Here is an 18195-nt window from a genome sequence, read left to right as displayed (position 1 = left end):
AGAAACATGTCTGCGCGTGGTCAAACAGATTCGAGAGGCGGCGTCGTTGCTACGGGTTCACCGGCGGCAACAGCGGCCGGTGAAGCGATCTTCAGGGCGGGAGGCAATGCCACCGATGCAGCGGTGGCGGCTGCCCTGACGCTCTGCGTTGCAGATCCTGCAAACGCAAGCCTGCTCGGTCGCTGCCACATTGTTGTTCGAACCGAACAAGGTGGCTTCTTTGCGATTGACGGGGCAAGTTCGATTCCTGCCTCGTTGCCGCGCGATCTAGGCTCAGGGCCTCTGCGGTGGGCGGGCATTCCTGGCTTGCCGCACGCCCTCTGCAAGCTCCATCACGATCATGGCCGATTGTCTTTGGCGGAGGTCGTCGCGCCGGCGGCTCGGCTCGCGGACGAAGGATCCTCTGCACCTCCCCACCTTGCCGCCGTTTGGGCGCTTCGTGCGTCGGAACTGATGGAAGCGGGAGCGGGTCCGTATTTGGATGGGGGAAGCCCGCCAGCGCTGTTCCGGCACGAGAAGCTTGCGGGCCTGTTGCGGGCCTACGGTGAAGGTGGCGCCCCCGCCATCATGTCAGGTGCGACCGCGAACCGGCTCGTCGATGGCATTCGTGCCCGCGGTGGGCATTGGCGGATTGAGGACTTGGAAGCTGCCGATGCACGGGAAGGTGAAATCCTGCATTGCCAATTCCGCGACTGCCAAGTCACGACCATTGGCCGCCAAGGCTGGGGGCACACGCTGCTGGAGATGCTGGCGATCCTCGATCGCCTCCCAAAATTCGGCCCTGCGCTTACCGGCCGTGAAGCATGCACTTTGGCTGCAATCATCGAAACCTGTTTCGAAGACCGCCCACAACGACTGGGATCGCTCGAACCTAAGCCCGACGGACTGCCCTTTGAAGCGCTCATCGACCCGCACTTCGTTGCCAAGAGGGGGGATGCAATTTCGCAAAGCCTGATCAATGGGAGTGTCCCGCATGCCCGCGTTGCGTCCGAACTCCCGACTCAAGCGCTACGCGAGGACCAGGACACCACGCACTTGTCGGCACTGGATGCGAGCGGCATGGCTGTCGCTTTGACCATGTCGATCGGACCTCACTTCGGCCTTCGCAGCACTGACACCTCCTTCGGTCTGTTTCCTGCAAAGAGCTACCGCATGGGCTCCGACCCGGTGCCAGGTGCCCGCGATGTGACGGAAATGACGCCGACCATCGTTTCTCGTGGAGGTCGCGTGCTTCTGTCCCTTGGTGGAGCCGGAAGCGAACGGATTCCCGGTGCCGTCGCCCAAACCATCGTCAACGTTGTGGACCGAGGGCTGGGGTTGCCCGAAGCCTTGCGAGCGCCGCGCGTCAATTTCAAGGATGGCTGTCCAAGGGTACACGCAGATGCAGGCCACGAGGTCATCGAGGCACTGCGCTCTCATTGGTCGCGCGTGGAAGTCCATGCCCTTGGGCACGAGAGCCACCTTGGAATCGTCCAGGTTGTCGGAGAACGCGCGGATGGACGCCTCGACGGCGCAGCAGACCCCTCATGGGATGGGACATGTCGGGTCGCATAAGCGGCTGACGGCAGACGACAGGTCGCGACGCTCTACGGGCTGGCGGTGCGGCAGGAACCATTTTGAACTCGTACTTTGATATCAGGTAGGACCAACTTGAGAAAAATCATTCACCGTTCTTTGCGCAGCCTCCCGCCGACGGCGCTCGCTGCCCGCGGCATTGAGATCTTCGGCAATTAAGGCCGGCGCTACATCGATGCATCCGGCGGTGCCGCGGTGTCATGTCTTGGGCATGGGCATCCCGACGTCCTGGCGGCGATGCACGCGCAGGTCACCACTCATGGCCCGCTGCATGGTGCGGATGATGTCGCCACGCTCGCCCAGGGTGCGCAAGGTCTTCTCGGCATCGGCGTGAACGGCCCAGGTGCACCTCATCGGCCAGACCTAGGCGCTGCAAACGCTGCAGGCGGCCGATCAACAGCAGGCGCTGGCGTTGCAGCCGTAATTCGTTGAAGCGCTCGATCTGCACCCGGCCATCGTCACCAGCCTCACGCTTCAAGGTTCGATCTAGGTTCGTCCACCGCTCTTGTTGCACCTCGCGCCGCAACGTCTGCTGGATCTCCAGCTCGGTGCGCGGCCCCACCCGCACACCGCCGACATCGATCTCGATGGTCCCGGCAGGTTGGCGAGGCGCCGTATGCGGTCAATTAACGTAAGTGCGCGGTGATCCCGTCTTGAGTTGCCGCCTTGTGTCTATGACGATGGTGTCCACCAAGTATTGGACCGACCCCCGAACCTTGGACAGTTGTGGTCTCATGCGGGCGCCGCGGCGGCCTGCATCCTGTGCGCCACTGGGCTCAGGCCTCCGAGCCCGAGCTTGATGCGATCCACGTTGTAGTAGCGAATGTAGTCGTGAAGGGCGTCTTTCAACGCCTCGGTCGTGTCGAACTTGTTGAGATGGAACATCTCGCACTTCAGCGTTCCGAAGAAGCTCTCCATGGCTGCGTTGTCATAGCAATTGCCCTTCCGCGACATGCTCTGAACGACCCTGCTTTGATGCAGGCGTTGGCGGTACGCGGGCATGCGGTACTGCCATCTTTGGTCCGAATGCAGGATCGGTTGCTGGCCTGAGTCGAGCCGCTTGAATGCCTTGGTGAGCATGTTCTTGATCATGATCGGCAGCGGACGCTCCGCAATCTCGTACGACACGATCTCGCGGTTGTACAGGTCCATCACCGGCGATAGGTACAGCTTCTGGTGGTTCACCTTGAACTCGGTCACATCGGTCAATCATTCGGCTCGCGCGAGACGAAGCCGGTGGTCGGCGCGGCCAGTTCTGCGGCCAGGCGCTGCATCAGCTCGGCAGCAAGAGGGGCCTCACCGTAGACGACCCCGGCCACGTTGCCTCCGTGCAGCTCGTGTGCGAATGCATCGTACAGATTGATGCGTAGATTTTTTATTATTGATTTAGGCAAGAAACAACTCCAAAAGGCCGCGCAATTGACGCTTTTTACTATGCTGAACGGCGTCGTTACATACTCCTGCGGGAGTAGCCCCCGATCATGGTTAGGCTAGACAGGTTAGCAAGCCACTGCGGGCGAACGCCTCGTCGCTGACAAGTCTGTCGGCGGTAAAAAAAACATCAAACGCCAGGTGCCTGTCCTTCCTGTGGATTACATCCCCCGCGGAAGTCCTGCGCGCGCAGCGCCATGTGCGGACGTCGATCACGACACTGCGCCATCGACTGAGCTATCAGCTGATCGCTCGTCTCGGCCAGTGCCCCTGCAGCGGAAGGGCAAGTGCAAAACTACTCTTGTGACACAGTAAGACTAGAGTTCTTCGCGTTCGGTGTACGTCAAAACCAGCATCGCTTTAGGTCTTCCGCTCATTGCAGCCTCGTTGAGTACGTACGGTACAGGAGAGGCCGCGATGCTCAAGAATAGGTCAATGAACTTTTAGCTCATCACACTGAGAGTGCCAAAGCCGTCCGCGAAGCTTGGAATCACTCCGTCCAGAGCTCTCAGTACGGCGGCGATGGCTGGCCGGCGAAAGGTCCCTTGGGCCATTGCAACGAAGATTCGTCGTGCCATCAGTGGCTGTAGGGGAATGACGCGGAATGCGCTGTCTGCGACCACCGCCCTCAGCGCCAGCGCCGGCAAGACGGTGATGACATAGCCAGTGCGCACCATCGCCAGCGTCGCAGCCATGTTTCGGCAACTTGCAACTACGCGCGGGGCGAACCCGGCTTCATGACAGGCATTCACGATTTGCGTCTTATATGTCTGCGCATTTCTGTTGATGGCCCAGTTCTCGGCCTTGAGGTCAGTCACGCCGACCGAAGAAGCTCCCGCGAGTCGATGACTCGCGGCCATCACTGCGGCGAAATGATCCTCGTAGACGGGGCGGAAGTACAGCATGCTCGAGAGGGCCTCGGCACTGATGGAGTCATCGACCAGTGCTAGGTCGACTTGTTTCGCAGCGGCAGCCTTCAGGCTCTCGCCGGGCTCGAGTTCCTCGAAACGAAGGTCAAGCTGGGGGTATTCGCGTATCAACGATTCGAACACCGCCGGGATAAAGGTCGTCGCAACCGAGCCGAACGCCGATATCCGGACTTCGCCCGCCACGGAGCCCTTGGCCGACGCGAGGTCCGATTCGATCTCGCTCACCAGATCCAGCACTTTTCCGGCCCTTGCAACCAGGCTTTCACCCGCCAGCGTCAGTTGAACACCTCGGCCTGAGCGCTCAAACAGCACCGTGCCCGTCTCCTGTTCCAGGATGGCCAGTTGCTGCGAGACAGCGGGACGTGTGAGGTTCACAGCCTCCGCCACCTTGGCGATGGTCCCTAGAACGGCAAGTTCGCTGAGAAGGTGAAGGCGAGACAGGTTGAGCATCTGAACGACAGAAAAGCTAACGCCTCCACTTTCGCAGCAATATCCCTCGAGCTCTTGGCATCAGGGTATTCCCCAATGAAATGACGCAAGGGGGCCTACGCACGCAATTTTGATGCCTCTATACACGCACCAACTTGGAGGACCACAATAGGAAAGAAATTCTAACGATTCCCGTAAGCATTGGTGGTCTTATCCACACGCCACGCTCTCCCTACAGTCCATCGCATCCAAACAGGAGCGCTTAGGAAATGAAGAACGTTGCATTTATCGGTATCGGCAAGATGGGCGCGCAAATGGCTGCGCGACTGGTTTCGGCGGGTTTCCAGGTCACTGTGTTTGACCCGAACCGCAGCGCTGTCGACGAATTGGTATCCAAGGGGGCGGCCGCGGCCGCAAATCCCAAGTCAGCCGCTGAGGGGGCTGATGCAGTTCTGTTCAGCTTGCCTACGCCCGCCATCCTCAAGTCGGCAATCACAGGCGCCGACGGTGTGCTCGCGTCGCTGACCAAGGGGGCGATCCTGATCGATTTCAGCACCGTCGACCCTGAAACGACCAAGGCTCTGGCTGCCGAGGCAGCCAAGAAGGGTGCCGACTTTCTCGATGCGCCCGTCAGCGGTGGCGTTGCGGGTGCCACGAATGGAAAGTTGGTCGTGATGGTCGGTGGCGATGCCGCTGTCCTCGAACGCGTCACGCCGATGCTGAACAACCTGGCCGGACGCATCGTCCACTGCGGCGCTATCGGTGCCGGCCAGCTCACGAAGCTGAGCCACAACCTTGTGGTGGCAATCAACACTGTCGCGCTTGGCGAAGTTCTTGCAGCCAGCGTCAAAGCTGGCGGCAGCCTGGAAGTGCTGTGCGACGTGATGAGTGCAGGCATGGCCGGCAGCAAGATGCTCGACTGGTTCCAGAAGACGTTGTTCACCGCAGAGCGCCCGGCATTCTTCGCCATCGACCTGATGAACAAGGACCTGGGCCTGTGCCTCGATGAGTTCTCCAACTACCCGATGCCCCTGGGTCAGCTGGTCAAGCAGACCTACAACGCCGCTCGTGCCAAGGGCATGGGCGGCAAGGACTCCACCAGCGTCAGCGAAATCTACGAGGAACTTCTGGGCGTTCGCCTGCAAACCGCCGCGTAAGCGCGCCTCCCCCATCCAGCCAAGAGCATCCAAGTGAATACCATCTCCAAGTCCACCTACGGCACTGTCAGCCTCCCCACGTCCGGTCTCGCCGGCAACTTCATCAACGGCGAATGGTGCAAGCCCATCGGCGGCAAGACGCTCGATGTCATTAACCCATGCCGCCTCGACACCATCGCCACCGTCGGCGCGGCCGACTCGCGCGACATCGATGTCGCTGTCGCGGCTGCCAAAGCGGCATTCCCGAAATGGCGCCGCAAGGCAGCACGCGAACGCGGCGCCATGCTGATCGAGTTCGGCAACCGCATCACCGCAAACGCCGAAGAAATCGCCAAGATCCTGGCCGCGGAAACGGGTAATGCGCTGCGCACCCAGAGCCGGCCGGAGGTTGCCAGCACCGCCGAAGTCCTTCGCTATTACGGCGGCGTTATTGCAGAGCAAAAGGGCGAGACCCTCCCGCTTGGGCCTGGCCTCTTTAGCTACACCACCCGCGAGCCTTTCGGGGTGGTCGGGGCCATCATCCCCTGGAATTCGCCGCTCGTCCTGGCCGCGGTCAAGATCGGCATGTCGCTCGGAACGGGCAACACGCTGGTTCTCAAACCGGCAGAAGACGCACCGCTCGCCGTCATCCGCATCGCCGAGCTCGCTGCGGACATCTTCCCGCCTGGCGTCTTCAACGTCGTGACCGGCGAAGGACTGGAGGCCGGTGCCCCGCTGAGCACTCATGCCGACGTCGCCAAGGTGTCGTTCACGGGATCTCACGAAGTGGGTCAGAAGGTCGCGCACGCCGTTGCGGACCGCATCGGGCATCTGACCCTGGAACTCGGCGGCAAGAGCCCCTGCATCGTCTACCCGGACGCCGGTACCGACGCAATGCTGGACACCACGGTGAACAACATCATCGCGGCGATGCGCTTCGCCCGTCAGGGCCAATCGTGTACCGCTGGCTCGCGTCTGTTCCTGCACAAGTCCATCTGGGACAAGGTGATGCCACGCTTGGTGGAAAAGGTCAATGCACTGAAGGTCGGCGACGCCCTCGACGAAACCTCCGACATCGGCGCCGTCATCAATGCCGAACGCTACAACGCGGTCTGCGGCTTCATCAAGGAAGCCATGGATGCCGGCGCGAAAGTGGAGACCGGCGCATTGCCGCCGGCTGCCGGCGATGCCAAGGGCTACTTTCCGACACCCGTCATCTTCACGGGTGTCGACAACACCTGGCGCATTGCCCGCGAAGAAGTGTTCGGCCCGGTCCTCGTGGCCATCGCGTGGGAGAACGAGAGCGAAGTTCTCGCCATGGCCAACGACACGCACTACGGTCTTGCCGCCTACGTCTTCACGAACGACATCGGCGCGGCAATGCGTGCCACCGAACAGCTTGATGCGGGCTGGATCCAGGTGAATCGCGCCGGTGGCCAGATTCCTGGCATGTCCTACGGTGGTGCGAAGCAGAGCGGCATCGGTGCCGAGTACTCCATCGAAGGTGCGCTGGAGAGCTACACCAGCCGCAAGAGCGTCACGTTTGGTATCTGACCCGGGGACCCTCGTGAACAGCACCTCCACATCGGCGAACTACTGGACCCAGGGCTTGTCGTCGCAGCAGGTCGAGACGGGAAACCGAATCGACCGTCTGATGACGCTCGAAATTCGCCCCCTCAGTGGGGGACTTCCCCCGGGGATCGTCGTGCCCATGTACGAGGTCTGCCGCGCGCACCACGAGGGCCCACTTTCGATGGCCGCTGCAGCTGCCCTCAAGGAGAAGGTTGTACCTGGCAGCACAGTCTTCATCGCTACAGGCGCAGGTGTGTCCCCGAAGCTCCCATGGGGCGAGACCGACGGTCCGGTCGGGGCTGCAGCACTCGCAGCCGCCCTGGTCAAAGGGCTGCGCGCGAAAGTCGTCTTCGTCACCGAGGAGGCGCACATGGCGCCCATCAAGGCCGCAGTCGATCTGATGAACGCCAAGCTCGCTGTCTGGGCCGAAGAGAAGCCGGGTCGCGATGTCCAGCCCATCACCATCGAGTCGTTCCCCATCGGGATGAATCGCGGGCAGACGCGCTCCCGGGCCCTGATCGAAACCCATCGCCCCAGCGCGGTGGTCTTTGTGGAACGCGACGGTCCCAACGTCGAAGGGCAATTTCACGGGGTTCGCGGTGACTGTCGGGACCCGCTGGCCGTTGGCTACGTCTATCTGCTCGCGTACCACGCAGCGGAAGCTGGAATTGTCACGATTGGCATCGGTGATGGCGGCAACGAGGTGGGCTTCGGCGCGGTCCGGGAGTCCATCCGGGGCGTCCTCCCGCTGCGTGGCCGCTCTTTGGCAGGGCACGAGTCCGGTGTGGTCACCGTGGTGGCAACCGATGTGACGGTGAGTGCCGCAGTGTCGAACTGGGGCGCGTGCGCCGTCGGAACCGCACTCGCGGTGCTCGTCGGTGACGAGGAATTGCTGCACGACGCCGATACAGAACATGAACTGATAGCAGTGACTGTGGCCGCAGGCGCGCGCGACGGGGCCACTTCGAAGCAGGCCATGATCGTTGACGGCATTGCGTTCGACGGCCACCTCGCCTTTGTCAATCTTCTGAGTGCCGTGGCGCGCATGTCCATTCGCACCGCTGCCACTGCGTAACCAAGACAAAAAATGCAAGTCAAGAAGCCCACCGACTCCCTCGGCAATCCGCTCGACCCTATCGTCGGCTTTGCACGCGGGAAAATCATTCAATCGAGCGTCGACGAGGCGCGACGACTGCGCCAAGGTCAGTCGGTCGCGGCAGAGCGCATCCGCCGTCTCGGGGCGATGTCGATCGGCGTGTTCACAGGCAACCAACGCGAGTTCCCGCTGAACGTCGAAGACCTCACAACGAACTGTGAAGAATGGGTGGGGCCTGGGCTCTACGCCGAAGAACTCCGACAGGTCGCCATCGAGCACATGGGCGGACAGCCCGGCGACATGGTGGCACCAGTGAACAGGACGAGCGCTGGAATCATTGCCACTATTGCAGCGCTCGCCGACGGGAAGCCGGTGGTGTCCGTGGTCCCGCCTGGCGGCCGGTCGCACGCGTCGGTCATCCGCGGATGCGGCATCGCGCAGGTCATCCTGCATGAGGTCCAGGGAGACAAGGACTGGGCGTCGGTCATAGAAGAAAAGGCCCCCGCATTGGTGGTCGTGACCACCGTCACCAGCAGCCTTGAATATCTGGACGACAACGTCTCCATGGATGTCGCGGCGGTGGCGAAGGCAAGCGGCGCGGCGGTTCTCTTCGACGAGGCATACGGCGCCCGGATGCGGCCGGTCCTGCGTGGCGGTGCGAAGAGTCTTCACCTCGGTGGCGACGTCGCCATCACCAATTGCGACAAGGCCGGTCTGTCGGGGCCACGCTCAGGGCTGTTGGTAGGCCGACCGCTGTTGATCACGCGCATTTCTGCAAAAGCGTCCGAGTTCGGGATGGAGGCGCGCGCCCCCATCGCAGCGAGCGCTCTTCGCTCATTGCAGCGATTCTCTCCAAAGGATCTTCTGGACGAAGCGGAAAGCGGCAAGCAGCTCGCGGCGGCACTGCGAGACCGCATGGGAACCGATCTGGTCGCCGTGAGCGATCTTGGTCCGATGATTGAAGAAGACCTCGCCCTCCAGGAAGTCTTTCGCCGCGCCGGCAAGGCCCCATCGGGGACTGATCTGGTTCCCTGTGAAATCACCTCGGCGCTCGGCATGGTGCTGCTGCGTGACCACGGCATCCTGACGGTGAATACCCATGGCCAGCCCGGTGCCCGTGTATCGGTCCGTCTCAAGCCGACCCACGGTGCGATCGAGCGTGTGGGTGGCATGTCCAAGGTTGTCGATGCAATGGTGGCCTCCTTCGATGAAGTGGCCCGCTACGTCGACAAGCCCAAAGAGCTTGCCGAACTCATTGTGGGAGCCTCGCAATGACCGCGGTGAGCGGCGCGCTTGCCGCCATCGACGAGCGGCTCGACAAGCTGGTCAGCATGGACATCGGCGGCCGTGGTGTCGAACATCTGTACAAGGCCGCGCGCGCCCGGCAAGGCACGACGCTCGTCGGCGCCGCGGCCGATGCGCTCTTGTCGGTGCCGGACGGCGCGACGGTCTTCGTCACCACGGGGTCGGTGTCACGCGCCTGGATCTCCACCGAAATCGGTGAGAACGACGGCCCCGCAGGAGCCGCTGCCGTCATCCGCGCCCTGGCCATCTCCAAGCGTGTCCATTGCGTCCTGCTTGCAGAGGCCACGCTATTGCCTGGAATGAAGGCCATACTGACCAGCGCGGGGTTGACCGTGCTGCCGTACGACCAGGCGCAGATTGCGTCCAAGGATGGGACTTTGGCGATCGCCTCGCTTCTCCCGTTCACGACGTCAGATGACGAGGCGCCTGCAGCAGCCAAGGAGTTGCTCGCCAATTACAAGCCGAGCCTGTTCTTCTCGACGGAGCGTGTTGGTCGAGCCAAGGACGGCGTCTACTACAGCATGCGGGCAATCGACTACGGCATGGGGCGGTCGCGCATAGACATCTTGTTCGATGAAGCCATCAGACAAGGTATCCCCACCGTTGCAGTGGGTGACGGCGGAAACGAAATCGGCATGGGGGCTGTCACCGAGGCGGTCAACGCACACGTGAAGTTCGGCGAAACCATCGCTGCCGTCACTTCCGCCGACGTGCTGGTGACCGCCGCATGTTCGAACTGGGGCTGCAACGCGATTGCAGGCGCCATGGCCGCCAGGCGCAAGGATGCGCGACTCCTTCATACGCCGGAGATGGAGCGCCAATTGCTGACCCGCGGCGTCGACATCGGACTCATCAACTCTGTGCAGAACATCGTCGATGCCAATGTTGATGGCTTGGCTCTCGAAACCCATATCGCATTTGCCGAGATGGTGCGTGCCGTCGTGCGGCCTGCACTGAGCTGACCCTGAACCGAACTCCCCCATTTTTACAACGCAACGAGGAACTCCAAATGCGCCAACTCCTTAAATCGTTCGGTCTGCTACTGGCAGGCATGGTCATCGCGTCAACCGCGATGGCTCAAGAGAAGTCGAAGCTTGACGAGGTTCTTGCTCGCGGCAAGATCATCGTCGGTGTCAGCAGCGAATCGCCGCCCTTCGGATTTGTCGACGAGAAAGGTGAGCTCACGGGCTTCGACATCGACATGGCGAAGCTCATCGCAAAAGGGATCTTCGGCAGCGACGACCCCAAGCACATCGAGTTCGTCAAGCAGAGTTCGGCTGCTCGCTGGGAGAACGTGAACAGCGGCAAAGTGGACTTCGGGATCCACGTCGCAACCGTTCTTCCCGACCGCATTGCGCGCGTTGCATTCACCCGCGGATACATCGACTCGTCGATCGTTGTCATCGTCAAGGCCGACTCGAAGTTCAAGAAGTTCGCGGACCTCAACACCGACAAGGTGACGACAGCGATCCTTTCGACACCCGTCCAGGCCGCACGCGCCGCGCAGTTCTTCCCGAAAGCAAAGACGACCACGCTCGACTCGATCGGGGCTCAGTTCACTGCGGTCAAGGGCGGGCGTGTGGACGCTGCTCAACTGGACGAGCCTGTCGCCCTCTGGTACGCCACGCAGAACAAAGATGTGCGTGTACTGGAGGAGCGCATGACGGCAGTCACCAACAACGCCATCTATATGAAGCAAGGCGACTTCAAGTGGTGGCTGGCTCTGGACACCTACGTCAACGAGATGCGCGCCGGTTCGATGTTCAACGACTACTCGGCCGCGTACAAGAAGTGGTTTGGCAAGGCGCCGATGAACGCGAAATACTACGTCAAGTAATCGACGACACCCCTGGAGCTGAAAGCAAGTATGAGCTGGTTGAACATGGTTTGGGGATGGTTGCCGGAGTTCTTCAACGGATTCCTGGTCACGCTCACGCTGGTGGGCATGTGCCTTCCTGTTGCCGTTGCCTTCGGGATGGGCGTGGTCCTCATGCGGCTCTCGAACCATGCTCTCATCTGGGCACCGACGTACGCAGTGATCGAGTTTCTGCGAAACGTGCCAACGTTCCTGCTCATACTTGTCGTCTATTACGGCGCGCCGCTGCTTGGCTCCAGGCTCGACGGAATTTATTGCGGTGCAATTGCCATCGCGGTTCAGCACACCGCCTACCTGGCAGAGGTCTTTCGAGGCGGAGTCAGCGCCGTTCCCCGGACCCAGTGGGATGCAGGGCGAGCCATCGGCCTTCGACCTGCGGGCGTTTTCTTCCGAGTTGTCCTTCCCCAGGCCGTGCTCAAGGTTGTACCGGCCATCGGGAACCAAGTGGTCGTGCTGATCAAGGACACGTCTCTTGTCGCAGGCATTGGGGTGGTGGATCTCACGCTGAGCGGAAAGCTCGTCATGGAGCGGACAGCCGCCTCATACGAAGTTTTCATCGTCATCGCTGCCTTCTATCTCGTACTCACAACGCTCGCCAGCGCGGTTTTTCATTGGCTCGAGATTTTCTCGCGCAAGCGCAACTGAGGAAACCAGATGGACGTCGCATTTCTGAATATCAACTATCTGCTGAAGGCAGCTCTTGTCACTCTGGAGATGGCGGTCGCTACGGTCGTCCTCAGCTTCATTGTTGGTACCGCCCTGGGCGTCGCGGCAGCGCTGAGCGGCCGACTGGTCCGATCGGTTCTTACAGTTTATGTGTATGTGGTGCGAGGGGTTCCCGTCCTGGTCCTCATCTTCATCGCCTACTTTGGCCTGCCGCGTTTGGGCGTTGACGCGCCGAACTACGTGGCTGCCACCATCGCCCTGGTCATCTACTTTGCGGCCTTCGTGGCCGACATCGTGAGAGGTTCAATTCTTGCCGTGCCCAAGAGCACCGTGGAGGCCGGATTGGCTATCGGCCTGCGTTGGAGACAAGTCCTCATGCAGATTCAACTTCCCCTTGGGATGCGTCTCGCGCTCCCGCCATTGGTAACCACTGCGTCCATTGCAGTGAAGAGCACTTCGTACGCCTCGATCGTGGGCGTCTGGGAACTGACGTATGCATCGCGTGAGGTCGTCGAGCGTACTTTGGCCGCTTTCGAGATTTTCTTCACCGTGATGGTTATCTATTTTTGTATCTGCTACCCGATCTCACTCTGCGCGACCTATCTGCAGCGGCGCTATGCGGCGGCGTAGTCGCAAAACGAACTGCCTGGAAACCATGAACAATGCACAGCCCCTGCCGACTAGCCGGCCCATGATCGAAGTTCGAGGCGTCTCAAAGAGCTTCGGCGAGAACCAAGTCTTGAAGAGCATCTCCTTCGAAGTGAAGGAGGGCGAGGTTGTCGTTCTCATCGGACCCAGCGGGTCCGGCAAGTCGACGCTCTTGCGGTGTATTAACTACCTCGAGGATTTCCAGGCAGGCGAAATCCTTGTCGATGGTGCGGCTGTCGGCTACAACTCCTCGGCCGGCGGCTCTAAGAGGATCAAGCAATCCGAGACTGAGATTGCCCGTCTCAGGACCAAGGCGGGGATGGTCTTTCAGAACTACAACCTGTTCCCCCACAAGACGGCCATCCAGAACATCATGATGGGGCCGGTACTGGTGAATGGGGAGTCCAAGGCCGAAGCTCGCGAACATGCCCAGGCGTTGCTGGCCAAGGTCGGACTGGCAGACAAGGCGAACCACTATCCATCTCAGCTCTCCGGCGGTCAACAGCAGCGCGTGGCCATCGCCCGTGCCCTCGCCATGCGGCCGAAGGTGATGCTGTTCGACGAGGTGACATCAGCCCTGGACCCAGAGCTGGTCGATGAGGTCCTCAAGACGCTTCGCGATCTCAGCACAGAGGGGATGACGATGATCATCGTCACGCACGAGATGCAGTTTGCACGCGATGTCGCGGACCGACTTCTCTTCTTCTACCAAGGATCCATCATCGAAGACGGGCCTCCGAACGACGTGTTCGCGAACCCCAAAACCGAACGTTTTCAAGCGTTCGTGAAGCGTTTCCAGAGCGCGGCGATGGCTGCCTAGTCCCTCTTCAGGTCAATCTCCCACCTCCAAAAGAATGAACGCACTTGCTTCATCCGTCGCTCTCGCTGGTGAGAAACCCATTCTGGAGATGAAGAAAATTCATCTCTCCTATGGCAATAACGCCGTACTGAAGGGTGTGGACCTCTCGGTTCGCCGAGGGGAAGTCGTCGTGATCGTGGGGCCTAGCGGCGGCGGAAAGAGTTCGCTACTTCGCTGCGCGAACCTGCTGCAGCGAATCAACTCTGGTCAGATCCTTCTCGAGGGAGAGGACCTTACAGGAGGTTTACTCAACGAGAACCAGATTCGTCAGCGCGTGGGCATGGTGTTCCAGCACTACCACTTGTTTCCTCATCTCAGCGTCCTTCGAAATCTGACACTCGCTCCGCGAAGAGTGCTCAAGGAGTCGACGGGTAGATCGGAAGCGCGCGCGCACGAATTCCTGCGGAAGGTCGGTCTTGCCGACAAGGCGAACAGCTATCCGGACCAGCTCTCCGGTGGCCAGCAGCAACGCGTTGCCATTGCCCGGGCACTGATGATGCAGCCGCACGTGATGCTCTTCGACGAAGCAACGTCCGCGCTCGACCCGGAGCTCGTGGGCGAGGTGCTGGCGGTGATGAAAGATCTGGCCAAGTCCGGCATGACCATGCTCGTTGTCACCCATGAGATGGGCTTCGCTCGGGAGGTCGGCGACCGGCTCGTCCTGGTCGCCGGCGGAAACATCGTCGAACAGGGCCCTCCTGCTCAAGTGCTCGACCGTCCCCAACACGAGCGCACGAAGCAGTTCCTGTCTCGCATGACCAGGCATTAGCTCGATGCCGCTGTTCTTTTCTCAACGTCCCCCTGTCTGTCCTGAAAGCTTGTCATGAAGAAATCGCTGATTACTTCCCTGGTCTCCGCCATGAGCTTCGCCCCTCTTGCAGCAATGGCCGCCGCACCCAAGGTGGACGTTCCGCTGCCGCCAGAGGTCAAGGCAACCGGCTTCCTGACCGTCGGTATCAACTGCACGTACCCGCCCGCTGGTTTCGTTGGCATCGACGGCAAGCCTGCCGGGTACGAGTACACGCTGGTGAAGCGTATCGGTGAAGCCGCCTTCGGCACCGGTGATGGCCTGAAGACTCAGTGCGTCAACGATGGAAACCGCGTTTCATTCCTTCAGTCCGGCAAGATCGACATGATTCTGGCCTCGCTCGCATATACACCAGCGCGTGCAGAACAACTCGATTACTCCAATCCAATTTGGGCCAGCAATCTTCAGCTCATTGTCCCCAAGGACTCGAAGATCAATGACTACGCCGACCTCGCCGGCAAGACAGTCGTGACGCCGACTGGCAGCACGTACCAGACTTGGCTGCAGAAGTGCTACCCGCAAGCAAACTTGGTGACAGCCCAGACCGCAGCAGAAGGCGCCACCATGCTCACGCAAGGGCGTACGGATGCCTTCGCCTACATCGATGTGTATGGCTTCAACTTCACTCAGATGCAGAAGAACTACAAGGTTGTCGGCACATTGGCCGCGACCGCAGTTCAAGGCGTGGGGGTCAAGAAGGGCAACAAGCCGATGCTCGATTGGGTTAATGCGGTGCTCGAGCAGATGCGTGGCGAAGATGCCTTCTACAAGGCTTTTTCGGCGGAGGTGAAGGATCCTGCGTTCGCTGCAAAGTATCGACAGATTGTTCCCGGACCGAGCATGAAGATGGACTACTCAAAGTCCGGCGCGCTCGACTGCTTGAAGTAAGGAATCCAAAAAAGAGCGCCCATCCGACCACGTAGGGTGGATCGCCGGGAGGAATCGATATGACACCGAATTTCACGAACGAACTGCTCGTTCTGCTCGACGGGCTAGGCCGGACGCTGCTTGTTAGTGGCATCGGCATCACCCTCGGTATGGCGCTGGGCATGCTGATGGGGGCAGCGCGCCACGCGCGCATTCCGGTGCTGAGCCAGCTCATCGCTTGCTACGCCAATCTCTTCCGGTGCACGCCGCTCTTGGTCCAGGTCGTGATGCTCTACTTCGCGTTGCCGGACCTTGGAGTAAAGCTCTCGCCGTTCGAGACGTCGTGGCTGGCGCTGGGACTTTGGGGGGCTGCATACCACACGGAAATCTTCCGAGCAGGCTTTGGTGCTGTGAACCCGAACGAGGTGCTCGCTGCTCGAGCGCTCGGAATGTCTGCTCCTCGGGCCTTTCTGGACATTACCGTTCCCCTTGGTGCGCGTGCAGCAATTCCTGCTGCGACGACTATGGCGATCACCCAGTTTCGATCGTCGTCTTTCATGATCGCAGTTGGCTATCAGGAGCTTACGTACGTAGCCAATCGCATGGTGGCAGACACGTTCAAGGTGTTCCAGGTGTTCGGCATTGCAGCGCTTGCCTATCTCATCGTCTCAAACGTTATTGCGATGGCCTCCCGCAGGCTTGAGAAGGCGGTCGCAGTGCCCGGCTTGGGAGCCGTGAAATGAACCAGGAATGGATGGGGCCCGTCGCATCGCACATGCTCAGCGGGCTATACGTCACGCTCTGGGTCTCCTTGCTGACAACGCTCGTCGCGACAGCCATCGGAGTAGCCGTCGGAGCGCTCTCCGCGAGCACGACGCTTTGGGTAAAGTTCGTCGTGCGGATCTACATCGATGTCTTCCGGGGTGTTCCTTCGCTGATAACACTCTTGTTTGTCTTCTTCGCATTGCCACACGTCGGCATCAGCACCGGGCCCATCACGGCGTCGGTACTTGGGCTCGCGCTCTGGGGCGGCGCGAACATCGCCGAGACCGCACGAGGTGCGCTCAAGTCGATTTCGTCCCATCAGACGGAAGCCGCCCGCGCTCTTGGTATGGGCAAGCTCGATGCACTCGTGTTTGCAGTGATGCCGCAGGCGCTCCGGCGATTCCTCCCTCCGTACATCGGACAACTCACCGTGCTGATTCAGGCCAGCGCGCTCACATCCGTCGTCGGCGTCACCGACTTGCTGGGTTCGGCGAGACAAATGATCGAACGGCTGGCATACGTGAGCAATGACGCTCATGCGGTCGAAATCTATTGTGGTGTCCTCGTTGTCTTTTTCGTCATCTGCTATCCGCTAACCCTGCTCTCCGACTACCTGGAACGTCGGCTCCGAAACTAACCATCATGAACAGCGATATCCCTACCCAAGAACGAGGCAGGCCTGCCACGACCACGGTTTGTCCTGCTCCGTCGCCATTGGTTGGTGTGCAAGGTCTCCTGGCCGTTCCTCGCCTGCGAGACCTGCCGATGTCCGTAATGGCAGCTGAAGCCAAAAGAAGGGACCTCGAGGTCATCTTGGATGGCGTGGCCGTCCTTGGCTACAACTAGGTTCTGTCATGCTCAGTCGATGGTCAGTACCGTCCACAGAAGGACAAAAGGATGGCGGCATTCCTGAGCGCCATAGGGTTGTCATCGTTGGCGGTGGGGCGGCAGGCCTTGAACTCGCGACCAGTCTTGGCAGGAACAGACGTCTCGCAGTCACGCTCATAGACAAGTCTCGAACACATGTCTGGAAGCCGAAGCTTCATGAAATCGCGGCCGGGAGCATGGACACCAGCCGGCACGAAGTCGGCTATCTTGCACATGCACGCAAGCACGGCTTCGTGTTCCGAATCGGACAGATGTCCGGCCTCGACCGAGTGGCTCGGTTGGTGAGCGTTGACCCCTATGTGGACTCGGAGGGAGAGCGGGTAACGCCTCGACGGAACGTTCCATACGACACTCTCGTCATCGCAGTCGGAAGCCAGTGCAACGACTTCGGAACCGAAGGCGTGCTGAAGAATGCGCTCAAGCTCGAGTCGCTTGGCGACGCAGTCCGTTTCAATCGGAAGCTGATGAATGCCTGCTTCCGAGCCCAGGCTCAAGATGGTCCCTTGACTGCTGCTCAACTTCGGATTTGCATCATCGGAGCAGGGGCAACTGGCGTCGAGCTCGCCGCTGAACTGCATCGAACGGGGAAAGAGGTCTTGAACTCAGCAGACGCTGCACTCAACGGTCGCGCCAAGCTTGAGATTCACCTTATCGAGGCCTCGGACAGAATTCTTCCGGCACTTCCCGCCCGACTCTCGGCCGCTGCGCACGACCTGTTGAGCCGCTCAGGTATTCACGTCCACGTTGGAGCGAGCGTTAGCAGCGTTGATGAAGGCGAGGTCACGCTGAAAGACGGTTGCACGATCCCTGCGGAAATCAGTGTCTGGGCTGCGGGCGTGAAGGCCCCAGCACTGTTGAAGACGCTGGACGGCCTCGAAACCAATCGACTCAATCAGCTGACGGTGCACCCGACGCTACAGACGACGTTGGACTCCAGCATCTTTGCCATCGGTGACTGCGCTGCATGCATGCGCCCCAATGGAAACGGCTACGTTCCACCTCGAGCCCAGGCTGCACACCAGCAGGCTTCGTTCCTGGCGCGTCATCTCTCGCAGTTCATTGCAGGGGGAAGTCTTCCTCCCTATCGCTACCGAGATTTCGGCTCGCTGATTTCCTTGGGAGACTTCAGCACGGTCGGCAACTTGATGGGCAGCGTTGTCGGAAGGAACATGTTTATCGAAGGCGTCTTCGCCAAGCTCATGTACAAGTCCATGTACAAAATGCACGAGCTCGCCCTGCATGGATGGTGGCGCGTGGCTCGGGAGACGCTGGCGAGGTCGCTAACACCTTCGACCGGCTCCAAGGTGAAACTGCACTAGGAGTCGTCGACGAGGCGCGGTGCGGG

General features: G+C 60.5%; 16 protein-coding genes and 5 pseudogenes. 17 read left to right on the top strand and 4 right to left on the bottom strand.

The window, feature by feature from the left end:
* Window positions 1-6: 6 nt before the first annotated feature.
* Together ACAM42_RS30360 and ACAM42_RS30355 are read left to right on the top strand one after the other, a co-directional pair.
* Complete coding sequence (locus tag ACAM42_RS30360) at window positions 7-1554, top strand: gamma-glutamyltransferase (RefSeq protein WP_369630371.1); 1548 nt, start codon at window positions 7-9, stop codon at window positions 1552-1554.
* A gap of 96 nt (window positions 1555-1650) precedes the next feature.
* Window positions 1651-1827: pseudogene (locus ACAM42_RS30355) on the top strand (aspartate aminotransferase family protein); the annotation flags it as partial.
* On the opposite strand, the pseudogene ACAM42_RS30350 reads toward ACAM42_RS30355, so the two are convergent.
* The 3 pseudogenes from ACAM42_RS30350 to ACAM42_RS30340 form a co-directional block, all read right to left on the bottom strand.
* Window positions 1828-2137 (bottom strand): annotated as a pseudogene (locus tag ACAM42_RS30350) (DUF3363 domain-containing protein); the annotation flags it as partial. It abuts the pseudogene before it with no gap.
* A gap of 170 nt (window positions 2138-2307) precedes the next feature.
* A pseudogene (locus ACAM42_RS30345) lies at window positions 2308-2790 on the bottom strand (IS3 family transposase); the annotation flags it as partial.
* Window positions 2791-2849: 59 nt separating this feature from the next.
* A pseudogene (locus ACAM42_RS30340) lies at window positions 2850-2894 on the bottom strand (hypothetical protein); the annotation flags it as partial.
* Between the two features lie 226 nt (window positions 2895-3120).
* Between ACAM42_RS30340 and ACAM42_RS30335 the strand changes: the two are divergent.
* Window positions 3121-3321 (top strand): annotated as a pseudogene (locus ACAM42_RS30335) (IS701 family transposase); the annotation flags it as partial.
* 128 nt (window positions 3322-3449) lie between these two features.
* On the opposite strand, the gene ACAM42_RS30330 reads toward ACAM42_RS30335, so the two are convergent.
* Window positions 3450-4385 carry a LysR family transcriptional regulator gene (locus ACAM42_RS30330; protein ID WP_139701208.1) on the bottom strand — a complete coding sequence of 312 codons (936 nt, stop codon included), beginning with the start codon at window positions 4383-4385 and terminating at the stop codon, window positions 3450-3452.
* Window positions 4386-4633: 248 nt separating this feature from the next.
* Between ACAM42_RS30330 and ACAM42_RS30325 the strand changes: the two genes are divergently transcribed.
* From ACAM42_RS30325 to ACAM42_RS30260, 14 genes are all read left to right on the top strand, one after another.
* Complete coding sequence (locus ACAM42_RS30325) at window positions 4634-5521, top strand: NAD(P)-dependent oxidoreductase (protein WP_369630370.1); 888 nt, start codon at window positions 4634-4636, stop codon at window positions 5519-5521.
* Window positions 5522-5554: 33 nt separating this feature from the next.
* A complete protein-coding gene (locus tag ACAM42_RS30320) occupies window positions 5555-7054 on the top strand; it encodes an aldehyde dehydrogenase family protein (RefSeq protein ID WP_221937710.1) in 1500 nt (499 codons plus the stop codon).
* A 13-nt stretch (window positions 7055-7067) separates the two neighbouring features.
* On the top strand, window positions 7068-8147 hold the full coding sequence (locus tag ACAM42_RS30315; RefSeq protein ID WP_369630369.1) for a glutamate cyclase domain-containing protein: 1080 nt from the start codon (window positions 7068-7070) through the stop codon (window positions 8145-8147).
* Window positions 8148-8159: 12 nt separating this feature from the next.
* Entirely contained in the window at window positions 8160-9443 is a 1284-nt protein-coding gene (locus ACAM42_RS30310) for a selenocysteine synthase (RefSeq protein ID WP_139701212.1), read from the top strand.
* Window positions 9440-10435, top strand: coding sequence for a glutamate cyclase domain-containing protein (locus ACAM42_RS30305; RefSeq protein ID WP_139701213.1), 996 nt, complete (start codon window positions 9440-9442; stop codon window positions 10433-10435). The genes ACAM42_RS30310 and ACAM42_RS30305 overlap by 4 nt, the downstream gene beginning before the upstream one ends.
* Before the next feature lie 47 nt (window positions 10436-10482).
* On the top strand, window positions 10483-11310 hold the full coding sequence (locus tag ACAM42_RS30300; RefSeq protein WP_139701214.1) for a transporter substrate-binding domain-containing protein: 828 nt from the start codon (window positions 10483-10485) through the stop codon (window positions 11308-11310).
* 30 nt (window positions 11311-11340) lie between these two features.
* Window positions 11341-11994 carry an amino acid ABC transporter permease gene (locus ACAM42_RS30295; RefSeq protein WP_369630368.1) on the top strand — a complete coding sequence of 218 codons (654 nt, stop codon included), beginning with the start codon at window positions 11341-11343 and terminating at the stop codon, window positions 11992-11994.
* A gap of 9 nt (window positions 11995-12003) precedes the next feature.
* Window positions 12004-12645 (top strand): amino acid ABC transporter permease, encoded by a 642-nt coding sequence (locus tag ACAM42_RS30290; RefSeq protein WP_139701216.1) that lies wholly within the window; start codon window positions 12004-12006, stop codon window positions 12643-12645.
* Between the two features lie 61 nt (window positions 12646-12706).
* Window positions 12707-13483: an amino acid ABC transporter ATP-binding protein gene (locus ACAM42_RS30285; protein ID WP_369632821.1), complete on the top strand. Its 777-nt coding sequence runs from the start codon at window positions 12707-12709 to the stop codon at window positions 13481-13483.
* A 34-nt stretch (window positions 13484-13517) separates the two neighbouring features.
* The gene (locus tag ACAM42_RS30280) at window positions 13518-14291 is read left to right on the top strand and encodes an amino acid ABC transporter ATP-binding protein (protein WP_369630367.1); all 774 of its coding nucleotides are present in this window, start codon (window positions 13518-13520) and stop codon (window positions 14289-14291) included.
* Between the two features lie 54 nt (window positions 14292-14345).
* Entirely contained in the window at window positions 14346-15218 is an 873-nt protein-coding gene (locus ACAM42_RS30275) for a transporter substrate-binding domain-containing protein (RefSeq protein WP_369630366.1), read from the top strand.
* 59 nt (window positions 15219-15277) lie between these two features.
* Window positions 15278-15940, top strand: coding sequence for an amino acid ABC transporter permease (locus ACAM42_RS30270; protein WP_369630365.1), 663 nt, complete (start codon window positions 15278-15280; stop codon window positions 15938-15940).
* Window positions 15937-16599, top strand: coding sequence for an amino acid ABC transporter permease (locus tag ACAM42_RS30265; RefSeq protein ID WP_139701220.1), 663 nt, complete (start codon window positions 15937-15939; stop codon window positions 16597-16599). The genes ACAM42_RS30270 and ACAM42_RS30265 overlap by 4 nt, the downstream gene beginning before the upstream one ends.
* A gap of 217 nt (window positions 16600-16816) precedes the next feature.
* Window positions 16817-18169: an NAD(P)/FAD-dependent oxidoreductase gene (locus ACAM42_RS30260; protein WP_369630364.1), complete on the top strand. Its 1353-nt coding sequence runs from the start codon at window positions 16817-16819 to the stop codon at window positions 18167-18169.
* Window positions 18170-18195 lie beyond the last annotated feature (26 nt).

The sequence above is a fragment of the Variovorax sp. V35 genome (genome assembly GCF_041154465.1).
Classification (GTDB): Bacteria; Pseudomonadota; Gammaproteobacteria; order Burkholderiales; family Burkholderiaceae_C; genus Variovorax; species Variovorax boronicumulans.
The sequence above is the reverse complement of the archived record's forward strand: the minus strand, read 5'-3'. Positions and strand labels throughout refer to the sequence as shown.

What these genes read in the sequence shown, in the direction of transcription:
- ACAM42_RS30295 (WP_369630368.1), top strand. Translation starts at nt 11,341, where the DNA reads ATGAGCTGGTTGAACATGGTTTGGGGATGGTTGCCGGAGTTCTTCAAC.
- ACAM42_RS30275 (WP_369630366.1), top strand. Translation starts at nt 14,346, where the DNA reads ATGAAGAAATCGCTGATTACTTCCCTGGTCTCCGCCATGAGCTTCGCC.
- ACAM42_RS30330 (WP_139701208.1), bottom strand. Translation starts at nt 4,385, where the DNA reads ATGCTCAACCTGTCTCGCCTTCACCTTCTCAGCGAACTTGCCGTTCTA.
- ACAM42_RS30325 (WP_369630370.1), top strand. Translation starts at nt 4,634, where the DNA reads ATGAAGAACGTTGCATTTATCGGTATCGGCAAGATGGGCGCGCAAATG.
- ACAM42_RS30290 (WP_139701216.1), top strand. Translation starts at nt 12,004, where the DNA reads ATGGACGTCGCATTTCTGAATATCAACTATCTGCTGAAGGCAGCTCTT.
- ACAM42_RS30260 (WP_369630364.1), top strand. Translation starts at nt 16,817, where the DNA reads ATGCTCAGTCGATGGTCAGTACCGTCCACAGAAGGACAAAAGGATGGC.
- ACAM42_RS30310 (WP_139701212.1), top strand. Translation starts at nt 8,160, where the DNA reads ATGCAAGTCAAGAAGCCCACCGACTCCCTCGGCAATCCGCTCGACCCT.
- ACAM42_RS30300 (WP_139701214.1), top strand. Translation starts at nt 10,483, where the DNA reads ATGCGCCAACTCCTTAAATCGTTCGGTCTGCTACTGGCAGGCATGGTC.
- ACAM42_RS30360 (WP_369630371.1), top strand. Translation starts at nt 7, where the DNA reads ATGTCTGCGCGTGGTCAAACAGATTCGAGAGGCGGCGTCGTTGCTACG.
- ACAM42_RS30285 (WP_369632821.1), top strand. Translation starts at nt 12,707, where the DNA reads ATGATCGAAGTTCGAGGCGTCTCAAAGAGCTTCGGCGAGAACCAAGTC.
- ACAM42_RS30280 (WP_369630367.1), top strand. Translation starts at nt 13,518, where the DNA reads ATGAACGCACTTGCTTCATCCGTCGCTCTCGCTGGTGAGAAACCCATT.
- ACAM42_RS30305 (WP_139701213.1), top strand. Translation starts at nt 9,440, where the DNA reads ATGACCGCGGTGAGCGGCGCGCTTGCCGCCATCGACGAGCGGCTCGAC.
- ACAM42_RS30265 (WP_139701220.1), top strand. Translation starts at nt 15,937, where the DNA reads ATGAACCAGGAATGGATGGGGCCCGTCGCATCGCACATGCTCAGCGGG.
- ACAM42_RS30270 (WP_369630365.1), top strand. Translation starts at nt 15,278, where the DNA reads ATGACACCGAATTTCACGAACGAACTGCTCGTTCTGCTCGACGGGCTA.